Annotated in this window: 9 protein-coding genes; 1 reads left to right on the top strand and 8 read right to left on the bottom strand. The window is 48.2% G+C overall.

Going from position 1 to position 20,084, the window contains the following annotated elements; genetic code table 11:
* Positions 1 to 164 precede the first annotated feature (164 nt).
* A complete protein-coding gene (locus IE065_RS18390) occupies positions 165 to 440 on the top strand; it encodes a GNAT family N-acetyltransferase (RefSeq protein WP_189515146.1) in 276 nt (91 codons plus the stop codon).
* Between the two features lie 104 nt (positions 441 to 544).
* Here IE065_RS18390 and IE065_RS11455 read toward each other — a convergent pair whose 3' ends face one another.
* The 8 genes from IE065_RS11455 to IE065_RS11490 form a co-directional block, all read right to left on the bottom strand.
* A complete protein-coding gene (locus IE065_RS11455) occupies positions 545 to 1,387 on the bottom strand; it encodes an HPP family protein (protein ID WP_189515148.1) in 843 nt (280 codons plus the stop codon).
* 211 nt (positions 1,388 to 1,598) lie between these two features.
* Positions 1,599 to 4,913, bottom strand: a complete 3,315-nt coding sequence (locus IE065_RS11460) for a discoidin domain-containing protein (RefSeq protein WP_189515150.1) — start codon at positions 4,911 to 4,913, stop codon at positions 1,599 to 1,601.
* 79 nt (positions 4,914 to 4,992) lie between these two features.
* The gene (locus IE065_RS11465; RefSeq protein ID WP_189515152.1) at positions 4,993 to 6,759 is read right to left on the bottom strand and encodes a polysaccharide deacetylase family protein; all 1,767 of its coding nucleotides are present in this window, start codon (positions 6,757 to 6,759) and stop codon (positions 4,993 to 4,995) included.
* Positions 6,759 to 8,003 carry a polysaccharide deacetylase family protein gene (locus IE065_RS11470; RefSeq protein WP_189515154.1) on the bottom strand — a complete coding sequence of 415 codons (1,245 nt, stop codon included), beginning with the start codon at positions 8,001 to 8,003 and terminating at the stop codon, positions 6,759 to 6,761. The genes IE065_RS11465 and IE065_RS11470 overlap by 1 nt, the downstream gene beginning before the upstream one ends.
* A gap of 347 nt (positions 8,004 to 8,350) precedes the next feature.
* Positions 8,351 to 9,046 (bottom strand): hypothetical protein, encoded by a 696-nt coding sequence (locus IE065_RS11475; RefSeq protein ID WP_189515156.1) that lies wholly within the window; start codon positions 9,044 to 9,046, stop codon positions 8,351 to 8,353.
* A complete protein-coding gene (locus tag IE065_RS11480; protein ID WP_189515158.1) occupies positions 9,039 to 12,956 on the bottom strand; it encodes a hypothetical protein in 3,918 nt (1,305 codons plus the stop codon). The genes IE065_RS11475 and IE065_RS11480 overlap by 8 nt, the downstream gene beginning before the upstream one ends.
* Before the next feature lie 254 nt (positions 12,957 to 13,210).
* A complete protein-coding gene (locus IE065_RS11485; RefSeq protein ID WP_189515160.1) occupies positions 13,211 to 16,393 on the bottom strand; it encodes a PKD domain-containing protein in 3,183 nt (1,060 codons plus the stop codon).
* Positions 16,394 to 16,565: 172 nt separating this feature from the next.
* On the bottom strand, positions 16,566 to 20,009 hold the full coding sequence (locus IE065_RS11490) for an NEW3 domain-containing protein (RefSeq protein ID WP_189515162.1): 3,444 nt from the start codon (positions 20,007 to 20,009) through the stop codon (positions 16,566 to 16,568).
* Positions 20,010 to 20,084: the final 75 nt, after the last annotated feature.

Here is a 20,084-nt window from a genome sequence, read left to right on the forward strand (position 1 = left end):
AGAATGCAATCAGCCAAATACGGGTCAATCCTCTTGCTCTCAATCTTGTGTTCTGAGAATCAAGGGGGGGGCGCATTGCCTCTCCTTGACCATTTGCCAGGCCGGAAATTCGTATTTATTGAGCAATTGATAAATCGGCATTGCAGGAACAATTTAAACATACGATGGACAGTGATTCGGACAATTCCCCTAAGGTAGAGCATCAACCAAAGAATAGGCAGTTTATCTGTAAGGGCGATGCGGTACTCCAATACGAAATTGAAGAGCAACGGCGCTTTGTCATCACTCATACTAGCGTTCCTGTTCACATGCAAGGACGCGGGATAGCAGCGAAATTAGCTGAGACCGCACTCACATACGCCGAACAGAATCAATACGAAATTGTTGCCCAGTGCTCTTACATCGCATCTTACATGAAACGCCGCTCAAAGGACCGCTAAATTTCCGGTGTATCCTTAGGCGACTTACGCTTGGCCTCGGGAAATAACAAAGATGCCCATCTCTGCTGATTAGCGAACTGGAAACCTTTCTGGCCAGCCCCTCTTCATCGCATTTCTACGAGAGCCTCTTCTTTTGTTGCGTTAGGTATGGTTCCGCTTTTCGGTAAATCGAATACGCTGAGTTGCGCCTTTTCATCCTGTTCTGATCGAAGGGGAACTACTGGTGCCGTGCCCGTCATTATCCCGTTATCTGAATTCGACTGATGCGATTGCGCCTGTCCCGCATTAACGGCATGAATAATTTTCACCAGATCGTCTTCAGCCACGTCAACAAACAGATCTATTTGGCGTAGTGCTGACAATATATGCTCATGGCTGGTATTGTCACCCGCTTCACTACCCAGAGTCGCCTCCACACCAACGCTTAGCCCAACTGGATAACGTCGCCATTTGAAAACATAGTTGATGACTACGGCCAGCATAACCATGACCACGGCATTGCCCAAAACAGGTGCTAGAACAAACCGATAGCCTAAGCCATGAACCGCCTCTCCGCCCAATACCGCAACAAGCGCAGTCGCCCCACCAGGCGGATGGATACATTTCATTTGATGCATCACCCAAATTGACAAGCCGACTGCACATCCTGCGGCTAATATTGGCCCTGGTATATACCTTGCACAAGTAACGCCAATGAGAGCCGATACCGTATGCCCAGCTACCACAGGCCAGGGCTGTGAAAGCTGGCCATGAGGAACTGCAAACAAAAGCACCGCGGACGCACCCATAGAAGCAATCAGACCTGTCCCCTGAGGTAAGTCGCAGATATTATTCACGATGAATATCAATGCGCTAATCGCGATCAATCCGCCCAATAGGGATACGAACTTCTCGCGCTGGCTCACAACGTCCAACTCAATTCCTAGCCAATTTTTAACTCGATTCATGCAACATACCTTTTCTCCTCTACCGTTCAAGGCTCGATAAAAAAGGATCCGAAATTGCATCGTCTCACGATACTTATCAAGCAAAAGAATGATAGAATCGAAAACGCGGTGAAAGCGTCACGCAATTTACCAACAGCGACGATTTACCAGAAACAAAAAAAGTGCGCCTTCCCGAAAGAAGGCGCACCGATTAATTCCGACTAAGACTAATCTACTGCACTGGCTGCAATGCAGTCAGCGCGGTATCGTCACCAAAATTGGTGATGTAAACCGGCATGTCAGTAACCGGGAAATTCGCATCCACATTCAGCTGACGAGTATTGCCAAATGCATCCGTTACAGTGCAAAGTCCAAGATCAATGCCAAGTGTTGTGCTTTGTGCGACATCCGGCACCCAGACCGTAAAGACCTCGCTCGTTCCCTTGTCCCAGAGATAGGCCCAGATATCCGTGTTTGCCATTGCAAGTCGAGGCGTATGCAACGCGCTGACCCCATCAAGCTGACGGATCAGCGTCGCGGTAGTAAACCAAGACGGGCGGATCGAGTCGTCATTGCGCATCAATCCAGAACCTGAATGCTGTGAAGCATGACTTCCGGTCTCGCGGTAGATGAAAACTTTCTCCACACCATTCGCCAATATAATCATCAGGTTGCGTGGTAGCTTGGCGGCCTGATGGCGCTCTGTACGACCGATAGGACCACCGACATCGTAGCCGGTTTCCGTCATCCAGATTTCCTTGCCTGATCCATTAATATCACGCCAATCTGAAAGCTCTTGCAATAGCTCCTCATAAGTTAAGTTCAGATTACCGCCATTGTTCGCATCACTGGTCGCCGTCTCTGGATCTTGTTGCCCACTGTAATAGTGAACGTTAATGATATCCGTGAAATCAAGTGGCGTCTTGCCATCTGAATATTGATACGTGGCTAGTTGGCCGACCGTCGCTAAGTCGATGCCCGCATACCCACCATGACTAATCGTGGCCGTTGGGTCAGCAAGGAGTGCTGCTTCTGCACCCACACGGAACATTTCAAAATACTCTGGCATCGTGCCCACAAAGAAGCCCCAACTAGCCGCATTCAGATTCGGCTCATTCCAAAGCTCGAAGTGATTAACAGTGTTTAATCCACTTAGCCCATCTGCGGTTTTCAGCACACCAACCGGATGGGTCTGTGCACCAAAACGAGCAACCGTTTGGAAAACGGCATCGGCGTAATCCTGATTATCGGCAGGAGGATAGCCACCCCGATTTTGTGTCACCCCGACTGGAGCAGTAGTCGCCCAATCTGGCGTGTATAAGATATATGGCAGTGGGAAGAACCCTGCATCCTTGTATTCTTGCATGTATGAAGTGAGGTCAACATGCCAGGGTGCAACACCACCAGAGAAATCATAGTCATTTTCCGAAGTACTGAAGAAAGGCCACTTCATATTCTCAAAACGCACGTAACTGACCCCAAGCCATTCATGGATCCCAATGTATTCCGGAAGGGAAACATTCATCCCAAAACGCGAAGCAGCAGAACGAGCCACCAATGTATCCGGCATGATGAAATAATTGGACTGAAACAGCTTTCGCCCAACACTACTTTGCGCATCGATTCCTAGATAATAGGAACCAGTCTCTAGCGGAGTCGATGTGGAAAGTGAGACCATTTCAAACGAGTGTGGTGCAACCGTCACACTGGTAGTACGAGACTCAATATTGTCACCTACAGCAGGGATTGCCACCGTGTCATCAGCGGTACCGTCATAAACGAATAACGATGATGGTGCGCGAAGTACTTCGAGACTCTGTCCAACAGCCGTATGATGGTGCAGCCTAATGTATCGTGCTGAAAAGCTTCCGGTAAACGGCAACTCGACCATTGACCATTTCCCTTCCATATCAAAATCCACCAATTCAGGAATATTCGTGTAATTGACACCATCCAGCGAATAACTGAAGTCAACGAGCCTTGCCCAGTTCGCGTCACCAGATAGGTAGTTCATTTTGACAATGTCTCGGACTTGTCCCAAATCGACATACTGGAATAGATCAGTGAATCCAGAATTATGCCAAGGCGTGCTGTAGCTAGTCGCAGAATCGTCATCCGTGAGTGAGTTGTCTTGTATAGTAACCCCTTCTTGCACGACCCAGCTCAATGCGCCCTGCGCATGATCATTACCAAAGACAGGGTCCACTAACATTTCATCATACAGTTCTCGATTCGTCTGTATTGAGTAATCGACAGTTACCGGCACAGTCTGGTCGCTATAATTATTGACCACAATCATCCCTTGAAAGGGAGTGTCTGCATAGCCCCAATCTGGGCTGGCCAACTCGACTTCAATATCATCCCGAGCACCCGTAATTTGAGTTGCAATGACTAGGCCATCAACGCCGAGCGATGTTGTCCCGGCACCACCTGTAAACCATACAAATGACACATTTCTGATGGGGAAATCAATGATACCATTTTTATCTGGCTGGGCGAAGGACTCTCGGAAGCTTTCTGAAGTCGTGGGTATTTCTAGCCAATTCCAGCCTTCCCAAGTCGCATTATGCAGCGAGAAAAGGTGCTCTCCCTCAGCATCTTCCACTTGAATGCCTACCTCATACACATTGGACTCGGAGTGTAGATAAACCCAAATGCCAAAGTAATCGATTATTCCGGGGACATTCTCGTTGAGCCTGAAATCACCTTTGGCATTACTTGTCGATGCTCCGAAAAATTCAAGTGCTGTAATGCCTGCCTTCGCATCTACTTCATTGTACGGCTCATAATTTGCATAGAGCATGTTCCAACTAAATGTCGCTAAAACACCACCATCTTCTAGCGGATTTAGGAGGACGCGCTGAACATTGCTACCCAGTCCTGCAATGATGCTGTTTGGCGGAATAACTTCTGTGGCGATTGGCGACTCAGCAATAATCTCCATGGCATTAATATAAGCGTAACCTCCTTGGAGAACCGACACATTCAATTGAACCTCCCCCTGCGCATCTGGTATCAAACCGGAAAGTGATGCAATCGAATCATTATTCGCATTGGGGCGGCTACCAATACCAATACCCGGGCCACTACAAACGATGCTACTTGAAACAGTATTGGCTCCAACGGCCTCATAGCCGCTTTCACGGACAATGGTCGTATCACGTGATCCAAATATATTAAACGTATAACGAAGTGCTGGATCCAAATTCGAGAACGTTAAAGTACCTCCTGCTGAGCTGACATAGAAACAGTCGCTAACGGCATTCAATTCGGCCAATGCACCAAGGCTCGAAGCAGGATCAAGCGTACCGGAAGAGTTGGCACCCCAGTATCCTGAAAACTCAAGCGAAATACCAGTATTATTGCCCGAGCTATCGGTCAAGTCGACGACTGGGTCATAGGAAATAATCGCCTCCCAATACTTGCCACTGTTATCTGGCTGTGATGGGACAGGGTAATAAAAATCCAACAGAATTTGCTGAGATTGTAAGTAAGGCATAGCGAGTAACAACGTACACGCATATACTGCCTGAAGTATCTTTTTCATTATTTATGAGGTTAGGGTGGAACGAGATGCGCCAGAAGGGCGCGCTGTGATTCATTCTAAAAATTCATTATGACATTCCTTATTTTGCAGAAACACGCAGAAAACAATTATCTATTAATGGTGCCATAAAACGCGCAGTCAGTGTGCCATCTCCGTTCTCAAAAGGCGCACCATCAAGTGTTCCTCCAACTGACCATTCCGCCAAGTCATCCGAGTATTCAGGAAGATAGACGGGCGCGACCAAACCAGAGCGGCAGTCGATTTCTATTCCAAATCCCTTGTCCTCAGACCAAGGAATCGGACGGACAATGGGCAAGCTTGATCCGCTATTCGGGTCAGTGCAAAACGCGTACTCCTCAAAATTGATATGACTGTCTCGATCCGGGTCTGCATAATCACCAGCATCACCAGACGGCTCTACCTGATTAAAATACTTTTTGCGCCATGCATCTATTGGATCAATAGCCCAAACCTCCATTCTTTTGTGCGCTGAAGTAACCCCGCTTAGACGTAAGCCCTTCGCCTCCCAGGGATCAGAGTTCGGCACTGAAGAAATTAAGATCCAGGAAGCCGGCAAGTATCCAGTCGATGAACCGATTTCAAGCCGATCGCCATCGGGTTCAACGATTTCAACTGTGATGGTTTCATCCGCCTCACCACCGAACTGATGGATACGAACGCCTCCGAGCTCGATATCCTCCGACCAGTCGATGTCCTCAACCGGTCCATTATAAATGCAGCGGAGATTCGGCGTTGGCAAAGCACTTCCGACCGGACCACCAAGTGAGGGGGTTGTCACCCAAACCACATTACCCTGACGGTACAGTAATCCCCCCTCTGGAGCAATCAATTCAACCGACTCTGGAATACCTGTAATTTTTAATGTAATTGGCGATGAAGGAACGTCTTCATCCACGAAGAGCGTCAGATGATTACCCGAAACGTTTACCTCTGCTGTTCGCCGAGCAATATCATATGCAACGACCTCATTAATCGGCGCTGACCACACATCATCTGCTCCACCTTCGCCGTACAGAGACTCAATCATTTCAAGGCGCTGCGCCCAGCGGATTCGATTCGGGTGATCCGGCTCTGGCTCCATACCATGAGCAAAATCAAGCACGACATCTCCATCTAATAGTGGGTCGGGAAAATCAAAATACGGATCACCAATGGATGCCCACCTTGGCTCGTCTAGATAAATTCGCTTAAGGTCGGTCCAATCGAGATTGGCACGATAGATATTGGTCATTGGACCACCCTGAATTCCACCAGCCAACAATCCATATTCCGCAAGGTAAGGTCGATAGGCGGTATCGCCACTCGGATAAACGAAATAAGTGGTCGCACGTCTGTTAGGAGTAAACCACCCGATCAAAACTTGATTCCAATATATTTCGTTACGCAACTGGTCTTCAGACAAATCGTACGCAGCGTGCGAATATGAATGATTAGCAACCCCCCACCCAGCTTCGCACATTTCACGGACCTGCTCCCAGGATAGCATGTATATGTGATAATTCTCACCGCTAGGATTCATACGCAAAGCAAACAATGCCGCATTACCAACAAAAGGCTTACGATTCCCACCCTCGACTCCTGGAGGCGCATCAGTATAGTGGTACTCTGCGAGAACTGGCAGAGATATCGTATAAGTGCTGACTGGTGAGTCATCAATATCAAGGCTATAGACCCAGCGCTTATCATACTTCAGCGCACAGACTTCAGCCATAGGCTCTGGCCCAGAAAAATCCGGCCACGACCATGACCACTCGCGATCAGCAGCATGGGCGTTAATCAGCACCGCAAAACATAGGACTAATCCAAATACAGAAGTTTTATTCATTAAGAACTCGCCTCCCCTTCCACTACCCAAATTTCCATTTTCTTGTGAGCTTCGGTGTTTCCGACCACACGCAATCCTTTTGCGGACCACGGAGATTTATTTGGAACCGAGGAAAATAGCTTCCATTCCGCATCTGAGCTTGCCCCGCATGATCCGACTTCAACAACCGCGCCATTCAATGTAACAATAGCAATCGAAAGTGTGGCACCTTTCTCAACATCATATTGAAGAACCCGCACACCAGCTAGTTCAATTGCATCTGGCCAATCGAGATCCGTAACGGGGCCATTGTAAATGCAGCGGACATTTGGAGTGGGTAAAGGGCTACCAACCGGACCACCAAGCGAGGGGGTCGTTACCCAGACAACATCTTTATTTCGGTAAAGAAAACCTCCCTCCGGTGCTTCAAGGTGAACGGATTCTGGAATCCCGGCAATCGTTAAAGTAATCGGAGAAGCCGGCGCATTTTCATCCAAAAAGAGCGTTAGCTGGTTATCCGAAATATCAACGGCGGCGGTACGCCTTGCAATATCATAGGCCACAATTTCATCAATCGACGCTGACCACATATCATCCGCCCCGCCCTCGCCATAAAGGCTCTGGATCATGCTTAATCGCCTCTCCCAACGGATCCGGTTAGGGTGATTCGGCTCGACATCCATTCCATGAGTAATGTCGACAACAACATCTCCATCTTGGATTGGATCAGGGAATTGATGATAAGGGTCATCGGTTTTTGACCACTCATCTTCATCTAGGAAAATTCGCTTAAGGTCCGTCCAGTCAAAGTCCTTAAGATGTATATTGGACACAGGCTCACCCACGTGACCACCAGACAGTAACTGGTAATCTTTAAGAAACGGGCGATAGGCAGTATCTCCGCTTGGGTATACAAAATAGTTTGGGGCCAGAGTGTTCGACGTGTGCCATGCGATTAAAACCTGGTTCCAATATGCCTCGTTACGCATCTGCTCCTCCGTCAAACCGTAGTCCGCATGAGAATAAGCATGATTGGCAACTGCCCAGCCCGCTTTACACATCTCTTGGATTTGTGCCCAGCACAACAGAGTCGAATTGTAAATTTCATCGGCTGGATTCACATGCGATGAGAATACTGCTGCGTTACCAACAAAAGGCTTACGATTTCCTCCCCGAACACCGGGCGGCGCATCAGTAAAGTGATAACCTGAAAGCAAGGGAAATGATACAGTGTAATTAGTCACGGGCATATCATCGATATCCAAACTGTAAGCCCAGCGTTTCCCATACTTTAAAGCGCAGACTTCAACTGTTGGCTCCGGGCCCATAAATTCTCTCCAAGACCATGACCAAGTTCGACTCGTGTCATGTTCGATAATCGGAGATCTGTTTGATACACTATAATTCATTTTTATTTAACTGAAAAACCTACGCGATTTCACGTGCTTGTAGTATTCATGAACGCATAGAAAATGGATGGATACATAGTAATAACCAGCCAAAAGGGGATATATTGACTCCCTTATCACCATGTAAGCGCGTATAGATCCTATTAGAACGTGGCATCACAGAAAAAAGCTTAAAGCAGTCGCACGAGATAAGGGAGCTACACTTACTTCGCGTAGTCTGACAGGATTCGGAATTTCATCGAACCCGTATCACGGGAGTCTGAATCGGATACAAAAATCAGATAGCGAAATCGTCCAACATGAGTCCACATGTTTGTATACAGAGGCCGAATGCCACCTGGCTCACGCACGACGAAGGCAATCGGATACTCTATCGTGCCAGTAAACGGCTGCGGCAAATACGCTGTTTTCTTAGGGGGGAGCTGCAATATTTCATCGCCCATTTTAGCGATCAAATCACGCTCAGTGAAGTTATAAAATCGGTAACTGCCAGTCGGGTATTTATCGAAACTATCTTCTAAAGTCACAATTTTATAATTCCCACCTTCACCGGCAAAGAAAAAAAGCGGCTTCTTGATCGAACCATCTAACTGAACTTGCGCAACGGGTTGATAAGCGTCCTGCTCCTGCCCATCCTTTCCTTTTCGGAAAAACACAATTGGATTCGATCCATGATAATCGACCTCACTCGAACGCCTCATACTATGAACACGTAGTGGAATCATTTCTCCGTCCGAACGAACATACAGGGTATCTTTAATTGGCTTCCCCCAGCTTACACAACTAAAGGTAGTTTCTACGTTTGCTACCGCATCAGCAGCACAAGCCAGCGACGGAAAAATAAAGCCCGATAGTAAGACGCTATAGAGAGACCAATACTTCAAAATAAAATTACACATCGTCTTTACTCAGCCAGCGAAAACCAATGATTTTGAAACGCCGGCCAAACGTTTCATTAATCCCTCCATCCACTAGATCAGAAACTTCAGCCCATGGATCGTTGCCAGTGGGATCCATGTATTCAGGGACGCGCTGCACTAATGCTTCACACCATGCTCTTGAGGCAACATCTCCCTCAATCCCAGTAGTCGCCTCACCATAAGCGCGAATGATGAATGTATCAGAGCGAGCGGAAATATATGGTGCCAACGGCGTCAGTACGTCTGCCTGTGTGAGCCAACCAGGAATGCCCGCTGATGTTCTTCCAAGAGTGTTATCCACATTAAATCGAGCATCACTAACCCAATCATAGGCGTCATCTCCTGCTTCCCCAATCTCGTTATTAATTCCAGATTGATCAATCGCCCGCGCCAATGCCCCCTGCCTCTGTTGATTCACGTCAGAAGATCCAGGCCGTCGATTAACAAAGTCAGAAAGGCTTAAAAAAGGACCACGCGCTTTCACTTCATCAACGATCGCCACTGCCAGTGCATCAAGCTGTGAGTCAGTTAAGCTAATAGGCGCATTCCAGTCATCCTTAATATTGCCACTTGAGCCAACTTCAGCATTCGGCAATGAAACCCGCGAATAGAGAGCTCCCACCGAGGTATCGCTTCTTATTGAAGTACCATCGTAGTAATCAAATTCCCGGCCAAAATTTCCGGCCAAAAAAGCCTTCCACGCGACAACTGACGTTGAGTTAATATTGAACCCACCCTCAGGAGCCCAATAGGCAGCAGACTTAGTATAACCATCGTTCCCGATAAGATCACTGCGAAGCTTACTATAGTCATCATCCCCAAAATAGGCAAAACGCCGATTGGAAAGTACCGGATCCACACCAGTATCCTCAGCAACCTCAACAATCGAATCGAGTCTTTGACTAACCGTCAATTCCTCTGATGCTGGAGCTAGACTGGAGAAAAAATAAGAATCAAAGAGAACCTCATTACTCAAATAGGAAACATCATACATCGTTGGTTGCATGATACCCCACTGCATCTTGAAATTTAAATCCAGCTCATCACTTGGAACAAAAGGCGTTGCCTGAGAATTCCCAATTGCATTCCTTGGCATATATCCACTACTGGAAATATTGGCATGCTGCAATGAGCCGAGTGACCATAATGGCATCGTTGGAATTTCTTGAAGGATCACACTTCTTGACCCAACGTCTACTCCATACCCGTATCCAAAGTAAGTTCGCGTATCATTGAGAAAAGTCTGCGGCCTCAAATTGTTATAATCGGCGAACCCGGACATCGGGCCCATGAACACACCATAGCGATCCGTAACCACATCACCGCTAAACATAGAAGATCCAAGCAGAGCAAAGGGATTGCTGTTTCCTAACATTTCAACCGATACGCCTAAATCAGTATTGGCTGGATTAATCCGCACTTCCATATACATGAATGGACAGGTTCCATTAACAAAATCCAAGGGCAAAATCCGGTTGTTTTTTATGTCTTTGAATACATCACTCGGATTCTCTCCAGATGGAGTGGAATACCCTCCACCCATAGCACGAAGCGCGAAGTCTTCTTTCAGAAAATCTCCTCCTTCTTTAATACTGTTCTTATCCGTCAGCAAATAGTCTTGCCAGTCAAAGAGGATAATTCGTTCGTCATTCGCCGCGCGATCAGAGGCAAAATTGCTATATTTGCTTACCCAATACACATCATCAACGCTCACTTCATACTCAGCCGATATATTGTCAATTTCAACTGCAGGAGGGACATCATCCGGATTTTTTTTTGCACGCTGCGTCATTCTATGACGAGAATCGAGCTCACTACGATACATGAGTATGCCTCCATTGGTATTCCATCCAGGCTCCATAAAAAGCGGCTTATCGCTAGCTCTAACATCAGCCATACTTAGTTCCTCAGCAGCACTAAATATCCGCTGTTCACCTGGCTGAAGAATTATGGGATCATCGCCATCGGGTGGATTTCCGAACAAGAATTCAAAGTAATCCAGATTTCGGTTAATGACTTGTCCGTCAACTAGATGATGCACGGGAACTGCAGATTTCATCAGATCATTAAAAGTGGCAGTGTAAGAACCTTCGGTAGTAAGCGAACCGACATCACGCCAAGAAAAGCTAAAAGCCATCTTGGGATTCGTGAATTTTAGCTTATAAGCATTAAAGGAAATGCTCACGTTATATGGGTTCCATAGTACAGCAACCGGCTGCACCTTGAGCGCAATGATGTTACCGGGGCCTGAATCCTCCATTATCCAGCCATCCTCACTCTCTTGAGTTTCACCATTTTCGTCTATATAAGTGGCCAAAAGCGGCTCACCCAATTCGTCACGAGCGATTCGATAGACATGATTCAAAGAAACCTGAGCCAGACTAAAGACAAGATACATGCGCACCGCTACAGGCGCGACCTCGTGCCCCGTCAATCTCGGGACATCCACTGGACCACTTCTAATCTCCCACTCCTTAATCGGCTTAACCTTCGTATTGACGAAGTTGTCCCAAGGATCAATGTCGGCATCGCTGTTCCCTTTATTCGCACTTCCCATTACATTTACAAAGCTGTATCGCATGGCAAAATCATGATTATAGCCAGCGGCATTCGCATAATCGATGGTGTTCGGCCGATAGGCCCGAGACGCAATTGATGGCGCTGCGTCAGCGCCTGAGACATCCTTATACAAATTGTAATAGCTACGAAGAAAATGCCATGTCGGGCCACGGAGATACGCGTTTGCGGAAATATCTGGCACGGGATGCTTGAAGAGGTAACTAACAGCTCCGCCCTCGTATGGATCTAAATAACCAACATCGGTTTCTGGATTGTCGACACGTTCCGCGTCTGGATTACCACCGTATGGTGAGCCATTGAAATTTTCGTCAGATAACTCAAACAACAGATTTAAATCCTTCTTGAGACCGCCATTGCGAACATCAGTCTGCAGCATTGTGGCCCCCATTCCGAAATCGTGGAAGTAGTCAGGAATCGCATCCGCCCAGTAGCCCTGTTCTACTAAATTGATATCGCTCAGATACATTAAGCGATTCAGAGAACGAGCCAAGTCACCATTCTTAAGATCATATTCCTTCCACCCTGAAACCGTTTCAATGCCCACACGTTCGGGTGCCATAAGGTCGCTTCGTGACTTCGAGCTAACACTGACGTCAACGTAACGCGCATCAACAAGATTGAGCGGAGCCTTCTGCGCCTCATCAGAAATCCAATAAGCATAGGCTCCAGACGATAGGCTACGACCTGGATCAGTTGGTATATCAACTATCGGCGCATAGACAAAGTCCTCAAGATTTCCATCACCAACAGATTTACCACCTGCCATGATCGCCAAACCTGAGTCGGCCAAAGGAATGCCCTTCTCATCCAAGTTAAAGACTGTACTGGGCACAGCGCCGACCGTATCTTCGACCCCCGACACTAGCCATGATAAATGTGCCGCATTAGGAGCATTCACCCAGAGCATGGATGAGGTATCCGTATCTGCATAAGCATTTTCCGATGCATCCCAAGCGCCCAGCCAGTGACGGCGCAGGTCATTGGATGCAATCTCGGGAATTCCTGGGCTATCTCCAGATTTAATCAGTTCCGCCGATGCGCTAACTCTCTGATCCGGGCCCATTTGAGCCTGAAGTTGACCTAACGCGACACTCAAACCCAAAAGTGCATTCTGCCGAGCCTGAATACTATGCTCTTCATTCACTGTGGACGATATCTGAACCCGTAGCATCGTTGATAAGCTAAGGATCATCATCAGTATGAATCCCATTAGGAGCAACGACACCACAAGCGCGAAACCCGCTTCTTTAGTTCGTGGAACTAAACCAATCGATGCTCTGCGATGGGCGGATTTAATTGAATTATGCATTGCCAGACAGATGGTATGTTTTGGCGATTATCACCTCGGTTTCCCTTTTCCACTTTGCATCAACAAAACCGCTCATTGCAGGTTTTAGAGTATAAAGCCTGAGGGAAACTGGCAACTCTTTATGAAGAAGACTATCATACCTCCAGCAACTGTAAAGTAATAAGTTCATTATTTTATCATCAAAACCTGGGAAAACACAGCCCCACATAGAAGACAACAGCACCCACTGAATACGACAACAAGAACCTCAGACTCTAGTTGTCAGCGGTAACTGAAATTCTAAGGAAATGGCTGCCTGCATCATCCTCGAGGAAAAGAGGATCGGCTATTTCAACTACTTGGATATCACCATCCGTATAAATAACGGTTGGTGCCACCGAGCTATCCATCCAAGTTTGCATGTCACTACTATATTGAACCGTGTATGTCAATTGGGCGGCAGCATAGTCCACTCTTCGTGGGAAAACAAATTGCAGGCTCCCATCAATCCCCCAATCCAGTTTGGGCAAACCACTGTTGGCAAACAAAGGATTCTCCGGAGAAAGATCAGCCTCATACCCACCAGTTGGATTCAATCCAAATGCATACTCCAAAAGGTTGATGAGAGAGTCGCCATCAGTATCATCGTTTAATTCACTGTTACTCCCGATAACCAGCCCATTATCAACCGACCAGACATCATAGCGAATTGTGCTAATATTCAGCCAATCATTGGTTGTTGTTTTCCCATTTCCAGGCGCAGAATAGGCAATAGTATCTGCCTCGAGGTAGATTTGGTTGATTGTTCCACCTCGTAGTGGTGTGGCAGTAACACTCCAGCTCGCCGTTCCATTTACAAGCGGGGGCGGATCGTTAAAGAATTGACTGTTACGATATCGAATAGCCGTGGTATCGGCGTCAGCTACCCCGCTCAAAAGAAGGCTACTTGCCGAGGTCGCTGTGCTACCATTCGTCGTGGGAGAGATCACTTTCACATAAGGGCCGACGAGAGAAACAGGTTCCTGACCACGGCGTTGAGCCATCATCCAAGGCACCAAGGGCGTCCCTGTGCTATAGGCGCGTGTCCATGAACCAGAATGGCCGCCCGTGTCATAGCGGGTGTAAATTGGCGTGCCTCCCGCAGCACGCATTTGATTGGCAATCTGGTCAGACCCATTGATCCCTATCGTTCCATCATCAGCACAATGAAAGGCCCACATCGGGATGTGTGCATAATTGTTTGCCGTCGCGCTCGGAACCGATCCAGCGTTCGAATTGGCCGCCGCATAACGATCGGGATAATTATTCAGTTGGACAACCGCACCCTGCCCGCCCATCGAAAGTCCCGTTATGTAAATACGATCTGGATCGATACGGTAATTGGCAATCAAGTCGTCCAGCATTCCCTGAATCTGACCCGGCAAGTAACTCGCTCCCCAGTCAGATAACTGACACTGCGGTGCCACCCAAAAGCACGGAAAATCTTCCTGATTGTCTGGGTTGGCAGTCGAAATGAAAACCATCGCGCCATTCGCATTATTCCCAAGCTGTTTGCTATTGTCCGTTCCCTTCTCACCGGCTCCATGAAGAAATAAGACCAGAGGATAGAGCGTTTCGGAATCGTTCGCGTCGTAGTTTTCGGGAATCAGATATCGGTAATTCAAGGTCGTAGGGTTACCATTGTCATAACTTCCAGACGGGAAATTGGTCGCATTTACGGTCGGATATTTGATCCCAATCGGGGTTCCCTCAGGGTGGATCACAATGGTAACTTCGTCGAAATTGGTCTCTTCGCTATCGTCAGCCGTAAGTCGCAGGACATAGCTTCCAGTCGCCGCAAAACTAGCAGTTGTTTCCGCCTGAGAGGCATCAGCAAACGTGACTACATCTGGCCCACTGATGACTGTCCACTGCATCGTGAGTTCTCCATCCAGAGGCAGGCCATCATCACTCACAATACCTTCAAGTAAGACCTCTGCGGTGCCAGCGACCAAAGCCGCTTCATCATCTGCGCCCGCATTTACTTGAGGAATCAGGTTCGTCGAAAGAGTCACCGTAATCGTGTCCATCGCAATATTGTTAGCGGCATCTAACGCGGTGATTGTAATGACATTTGCTCCAGCTTGCAGCGGAATATCATCCACCTGCCAAGAAGCTACATTGGCAATAACACCACTGCCACCCCTGTTATTTCCCCAAGTAAGACTGGTTACACCGACATTGTCTGAAGCCGAACCCGCAATGCTCACCGTGGATGCAGTCGTCGCGTAGGTGGCACTACTTGTTGGCGAAGTTATGGTGACAACCGGCTGGACCGCATCCCCCCCCGTTACACGGTTGATATAAATGTAGGCATTGGTTGTCGTTTTTCCATTCCCCGGCGAGGCATATGCAATGGTATCCGCTTCGAGATAAATTGGGTTAATTTGCCCAGAACGGAGTGGAGTCGCTGTAACGGTCCAGCTAGCGGTTCCGCTAATGATGGGGGGGGGCTCGTTAAAAAATTGGTTATTCCGGTATCGAATGACCGTTGTGTCTGCATCAGCAACGCCACCTAGATCCAAGCTATCGGATGAAGTAGACACATTACCACTCGTCGTCGGTGAAGTTATCTTGAGGTAGGGTCCGACAAGTGAAAAGGGCTCCTGACCGCGGCGCTGGGACATCATCCAAGGCACCAGCGGTGTCGCTGCATTGTAAGCGCGTGACCATGCACCGGAATGCCCCCCTGTGTTATAGCGGGTGTAAATGGCTGTGCCACCTGCAGAGCGAACTTGATTGGCAATCTGGTCAGAGCCATTAACACCAACTGTTCCATCATCAGCACAATGAAAGGCCCAGAGCGGGATATCAGCATAGGCATTCGCACTACCACTGGTAGCCCAACCGCAATTGGGATTAGCCGCCGCATAACGACCGGGATACGCATCGATTTGAGAAATAACCCCCCCCCCCCCCATGGATAAGCCGGTAATATATATTCGGTCAGGATCGATATGGTAATTTGCGATCAAATCATCGAGCATTCCTTCTATTTGGGCCGGCAAGTAACTGTCACCCCAGTCAGCTAACTGACATTGCGGTGCCACCCAGAAACAAGGGAAATCAGTCTGATTGTCTGGACTGTCGCTGGAAACAAAGATCATCGCACCATTGGCGTTGTTGCGCATCTGCGAATGGTTATTCGTGCCCTTCTCGCCGTTCCCATGAAGAAACAAAACCAGTGGATAGAGCGTGCTCGTATCCCCAGCGTCGTAGTTCACAGGAACAAAATAGCGATACTTCAGGACTGTGGCGTTGCCGTCATCATAACTCGCGGAGGGAAAGTTCTCCTCATTCAGTTCCGGATAGCTGACTGCATCCGCACTAGGAGACGTGAACAGTAAGGCCATGACAACAATGACCAATGAATAATACATCTGGCGGGACCAAGGCAATTGAGGGGGGGGGGGCATCATATCTACGGGGTTAAATGGGCCATGGTTTGGGGAGCCCCCAAACACTGAACTGATAATATAGTGATTTCTATATCATCAAATAATCCAATGCAAGTCTCTTCTGAGAAATTAACACAAATTCCATGCTTTTCAGCTCTTGGAGGGTAGCCCCCCCCCCCAAGAGGACTCAAAACTAGTCCGTTAATTTCATTCTGCCCCAATTGAGCGGCTGAGGGCTGACAGTCGTATCCTTTTTCCTCGGCCAATACACCTCGCGAGGAGCATCAAAGCCCTTAACCAGAAGATTAGCATTCACGCCAAATTCAGCATTAGCACTCGGCGAGAAGTATTGAAACACTGAGGAAGGGAGGAGAAATTCCATGATGTAGCCATCGGCGGTCTGCCGAGCAGAACTTTTTATCCCAGGAATATCAAAAATTGTTTTCTCAATTTCGTCATTCACTTTCCACTGTCCGACATAAACGCGATTTTCCTCAAAATTCGGAACGAACCAGAACTGATGATCTCCCTTTTCAAAGGCACTGTTTTTCTTAGATGGGAGCGTGGAAATGAAAAGTTCCAAGGCATCCCCATCCCAAAATAATCGAGGATACTTCGACACTGCTTGAGAATTTGTTACCGCCACGGCACCGTACAGTCCTTCGGGTGCCCAAGCCAGCCAGAGCTGGGCATCTGCGCTTATCCGCGTGGATCCAAGCATCCAATCCGGCAGCTTTGCTTCCGCTGGCCAATCACCGAGATCACTGTCCAACTCCAAGTTCCGTGCCTTCTTGAGCGGGAAGCGATTCGGGATAATCGGTGCCTGCAGGGAGGCTCCCTTGGGAGACTGGAAAATCACCATCGCGCTCTCATCATTCTTCCAATCCGCTGTCCATGTCAGATCGATTTCCAGAACTCGGCGTTCACCCGGCTTTAAAGCAGACACTGTTAGATCACCCGTGTGGGATTGCCATGCCTCAGGAAGCTTTACACTGATCACTCCCTCTTGCATTTGCACGGACCGATTCTCTATTCCGACCTCAATCGTGGTGCGGCCCGGCCGACCTTCTAAAGCCGAGACCTCCATCCGATAAGGGTTTCTAACCTTGATGACTAGTGGCATCGACTTCACGAGTTTACCACCCTCCGTGCATTCCACACGTGCCTGCAGAACACCAGTCACCTGATTGAGAGGGACTGTGAAATTCATCTTCAAATCACGCGACTCGCCAGGCTTCACCATATAGTCCGCCGTATTTAATACTTTCGTCCAGCCTTGTGGGAAGACAATGGATACCGAGCCACTAAAAGACTCTTTCCGATTGTTGGTAACCCGAATGTCCACCTCAGTCGTGTCGCCTGGCGAAGTGACGATCATACGATTGGATTCAATACTGTAGGCGGTTTGCGCATAGAGGGGATCGCTTTTTTTGAATCCCGTCGCATAAACCGGAAACATCCCCAATCTCGCAGACAATCCATCAAGCTCATTGCCAAGGTAGTCGAAAAGGCTCTCCGCCTGAAAATTGACCACTGGCCCTTCATCACCCTCAATCACCCATAAACCTGCAACAAGCTCTCCATCGTTCTCAAATACATAGCCTCCCGTATTCGGGCCGACATTGATGCTCCCGATATAGACCGGGCGGGGCAAAACAGACGAAAGCCCAGCCATCGCGGCAAAGGATAACTTCGGCTCATGCAAATGAGTGATCAGCCCACAGCCGTCAAAGATGCGCGAAGCTGTCACTGGATCCACGTCAAAATTATAAAACCAAAATGCTTTATCAGCGTCTGCTGCAAAGGCGAGAAGGAAGCCACGCTGGAGAAATGCGGCTTGTTGTGCAGGGGTCACCACTGGGCCGGCAAGGGTATCCCACCCAAATTCAGTCAACCAATGCTCACGCTTTATTCCGTCAACATTTGCCGCACGTTTTGCCATGCGCAATGCGTCAAAATACGAGCCAGTCCTGCGGCCCTCAATAAGCCACTCGCCACTGTTGTAATTATCAACATTGATCTCCGGAGCGTCGGTCCCAGTGTAATGATGCGAGTTTACGACGCCAATTTCATCGAAATATCCGCCCCTTACTGCATCCTCAATAAATACGGGATAGATGCCCGCCCTTCCCTGCTCGACTGCGGTCAATTGACCGTCTCCCAACAGAGAAACCAACTCACCAAATTTTTTGTGGTAAAGATTGTAATTTTCCCATCCCAAAGCGCGCTCTTCGTCAGGGTGCTCTAAGTCATATTCATTCGCGAGTTCCCAGAATCGAATTTTCGGAAAGCTGACAATGATATCCGCAATGTCCATAATCCATTGACGACTTGGACCCATACGAACCACTTTACCTTCTTCCATAAGAGGGGGCCTCACTGCGAATAAAACGGGCATGCAGATCAATCCGAGACGATCATAGTCCGCCAAGATTTCCGGGAAGTTCGGCCAACCCCTGTAGCTGCGATCAGCGCCTTTGGACCGCCTCATCCAATCCAACTGAAAGGCATAATCCCGGTACCAGTAAAAGCCGGCCTTTTTGAAACTCTCAAAGAGTCGATCACCTCCTCCATGGTAATTAAGTCCGTAGGGCGACGTCAGCTTCTGAGCTTCGGTTGGCTCAGGCAACAAGGGCACATTAGCCAAGGTGAGCGTTTTTTCTGTCGTCGAATTATCGCTCCACTTTATGCGAGTTTCGACGTGGTAAATTCCATATTTGTCAGCTTTCACCGGATACGTCCGCGCCAGAATTGATTCAACGCTTAGCGCCTCCTCCCAAATTTGAACGACGCGCCCGTCCTGATCAATCACCCGAAAACTAGCCTTCCCCTTAAGTGTCCCAGCATTCCAATTGATCACCTGTAACGTGCATGCCACGGATTCCCCAGCAAATATGTTTGCCTGCTTCGCCGTGGAGAGATTCGCCTGCAGCAAAGGAATGCTGGGAGCTTCCTTTAGCGCATTAGCCGCATCTGCTGGCTTTGGCTCAGGTGTCCAACTCCTCAGAGCACCCGTTGCGGGATTTACGTCCGAAATATCAGTTTCAACTTCCATTCGGCCCAACAAGTATCGTGCCTCAGTCTTTTCGGACTGAAAAACGTAATTATGCGTAGAGATTCCAGATATTCCGATCGGCCGCACCCAATCTTTGGGGACATCAAATGTAACCTTCTGCCACTCAGCATTGTCATTTAGATTTGGTGACCAATCGAGTTCTTTACCGTCAACTTTCGCTCGCCCCCAGCCATCGATGAAATTTACCTTGAGACCAATTCGATTATCGAATCGCTTCACCCGCATTGAAATTTTTTGTACATCACCGGGGATATATAGAGCCTTTGTTGGCTCCACGGTGAAGTGCTCAAAGCTACCTTGGCCGCTAAACTGAATCCGGACATCCATGCTGGCACCCGTAGAGACATCAGTGGCCCGGTCATCAACCTGCGTAATAGTGCCTGACGCCGCACTGTAGCGTGAAGGTTGCCACACACTGCCCGAAAAATCCTCTAAGACTTTTCGGACCCCTCCACGGCTTTGAGCATGTGCAGGCGTGAAGCATAATGCCGCAACAAGAAGGTAAAGCCCACCAAGCCAGCGAGAATAAGAATTATGAGAGGAGTAAGGAACAATTTTCATGAATAGGGATTTCTTTGTGGTGATAAATTTATCGTTGTATTATCACTATTGGAATGCAAGTTCTTTAGAAAAAAT

It is taken from the genome of Cerasicoccus arenae, from assembly GCF_014651635.1.
In the GTDB taxonomy this organism is placed as follows: Bacteria; Verrucomicrobiota; Verrucomicrobiia; order Opitutales; family Cerasicoccaceae; genus Cerasicoccus; species Cerasicoccus arenae.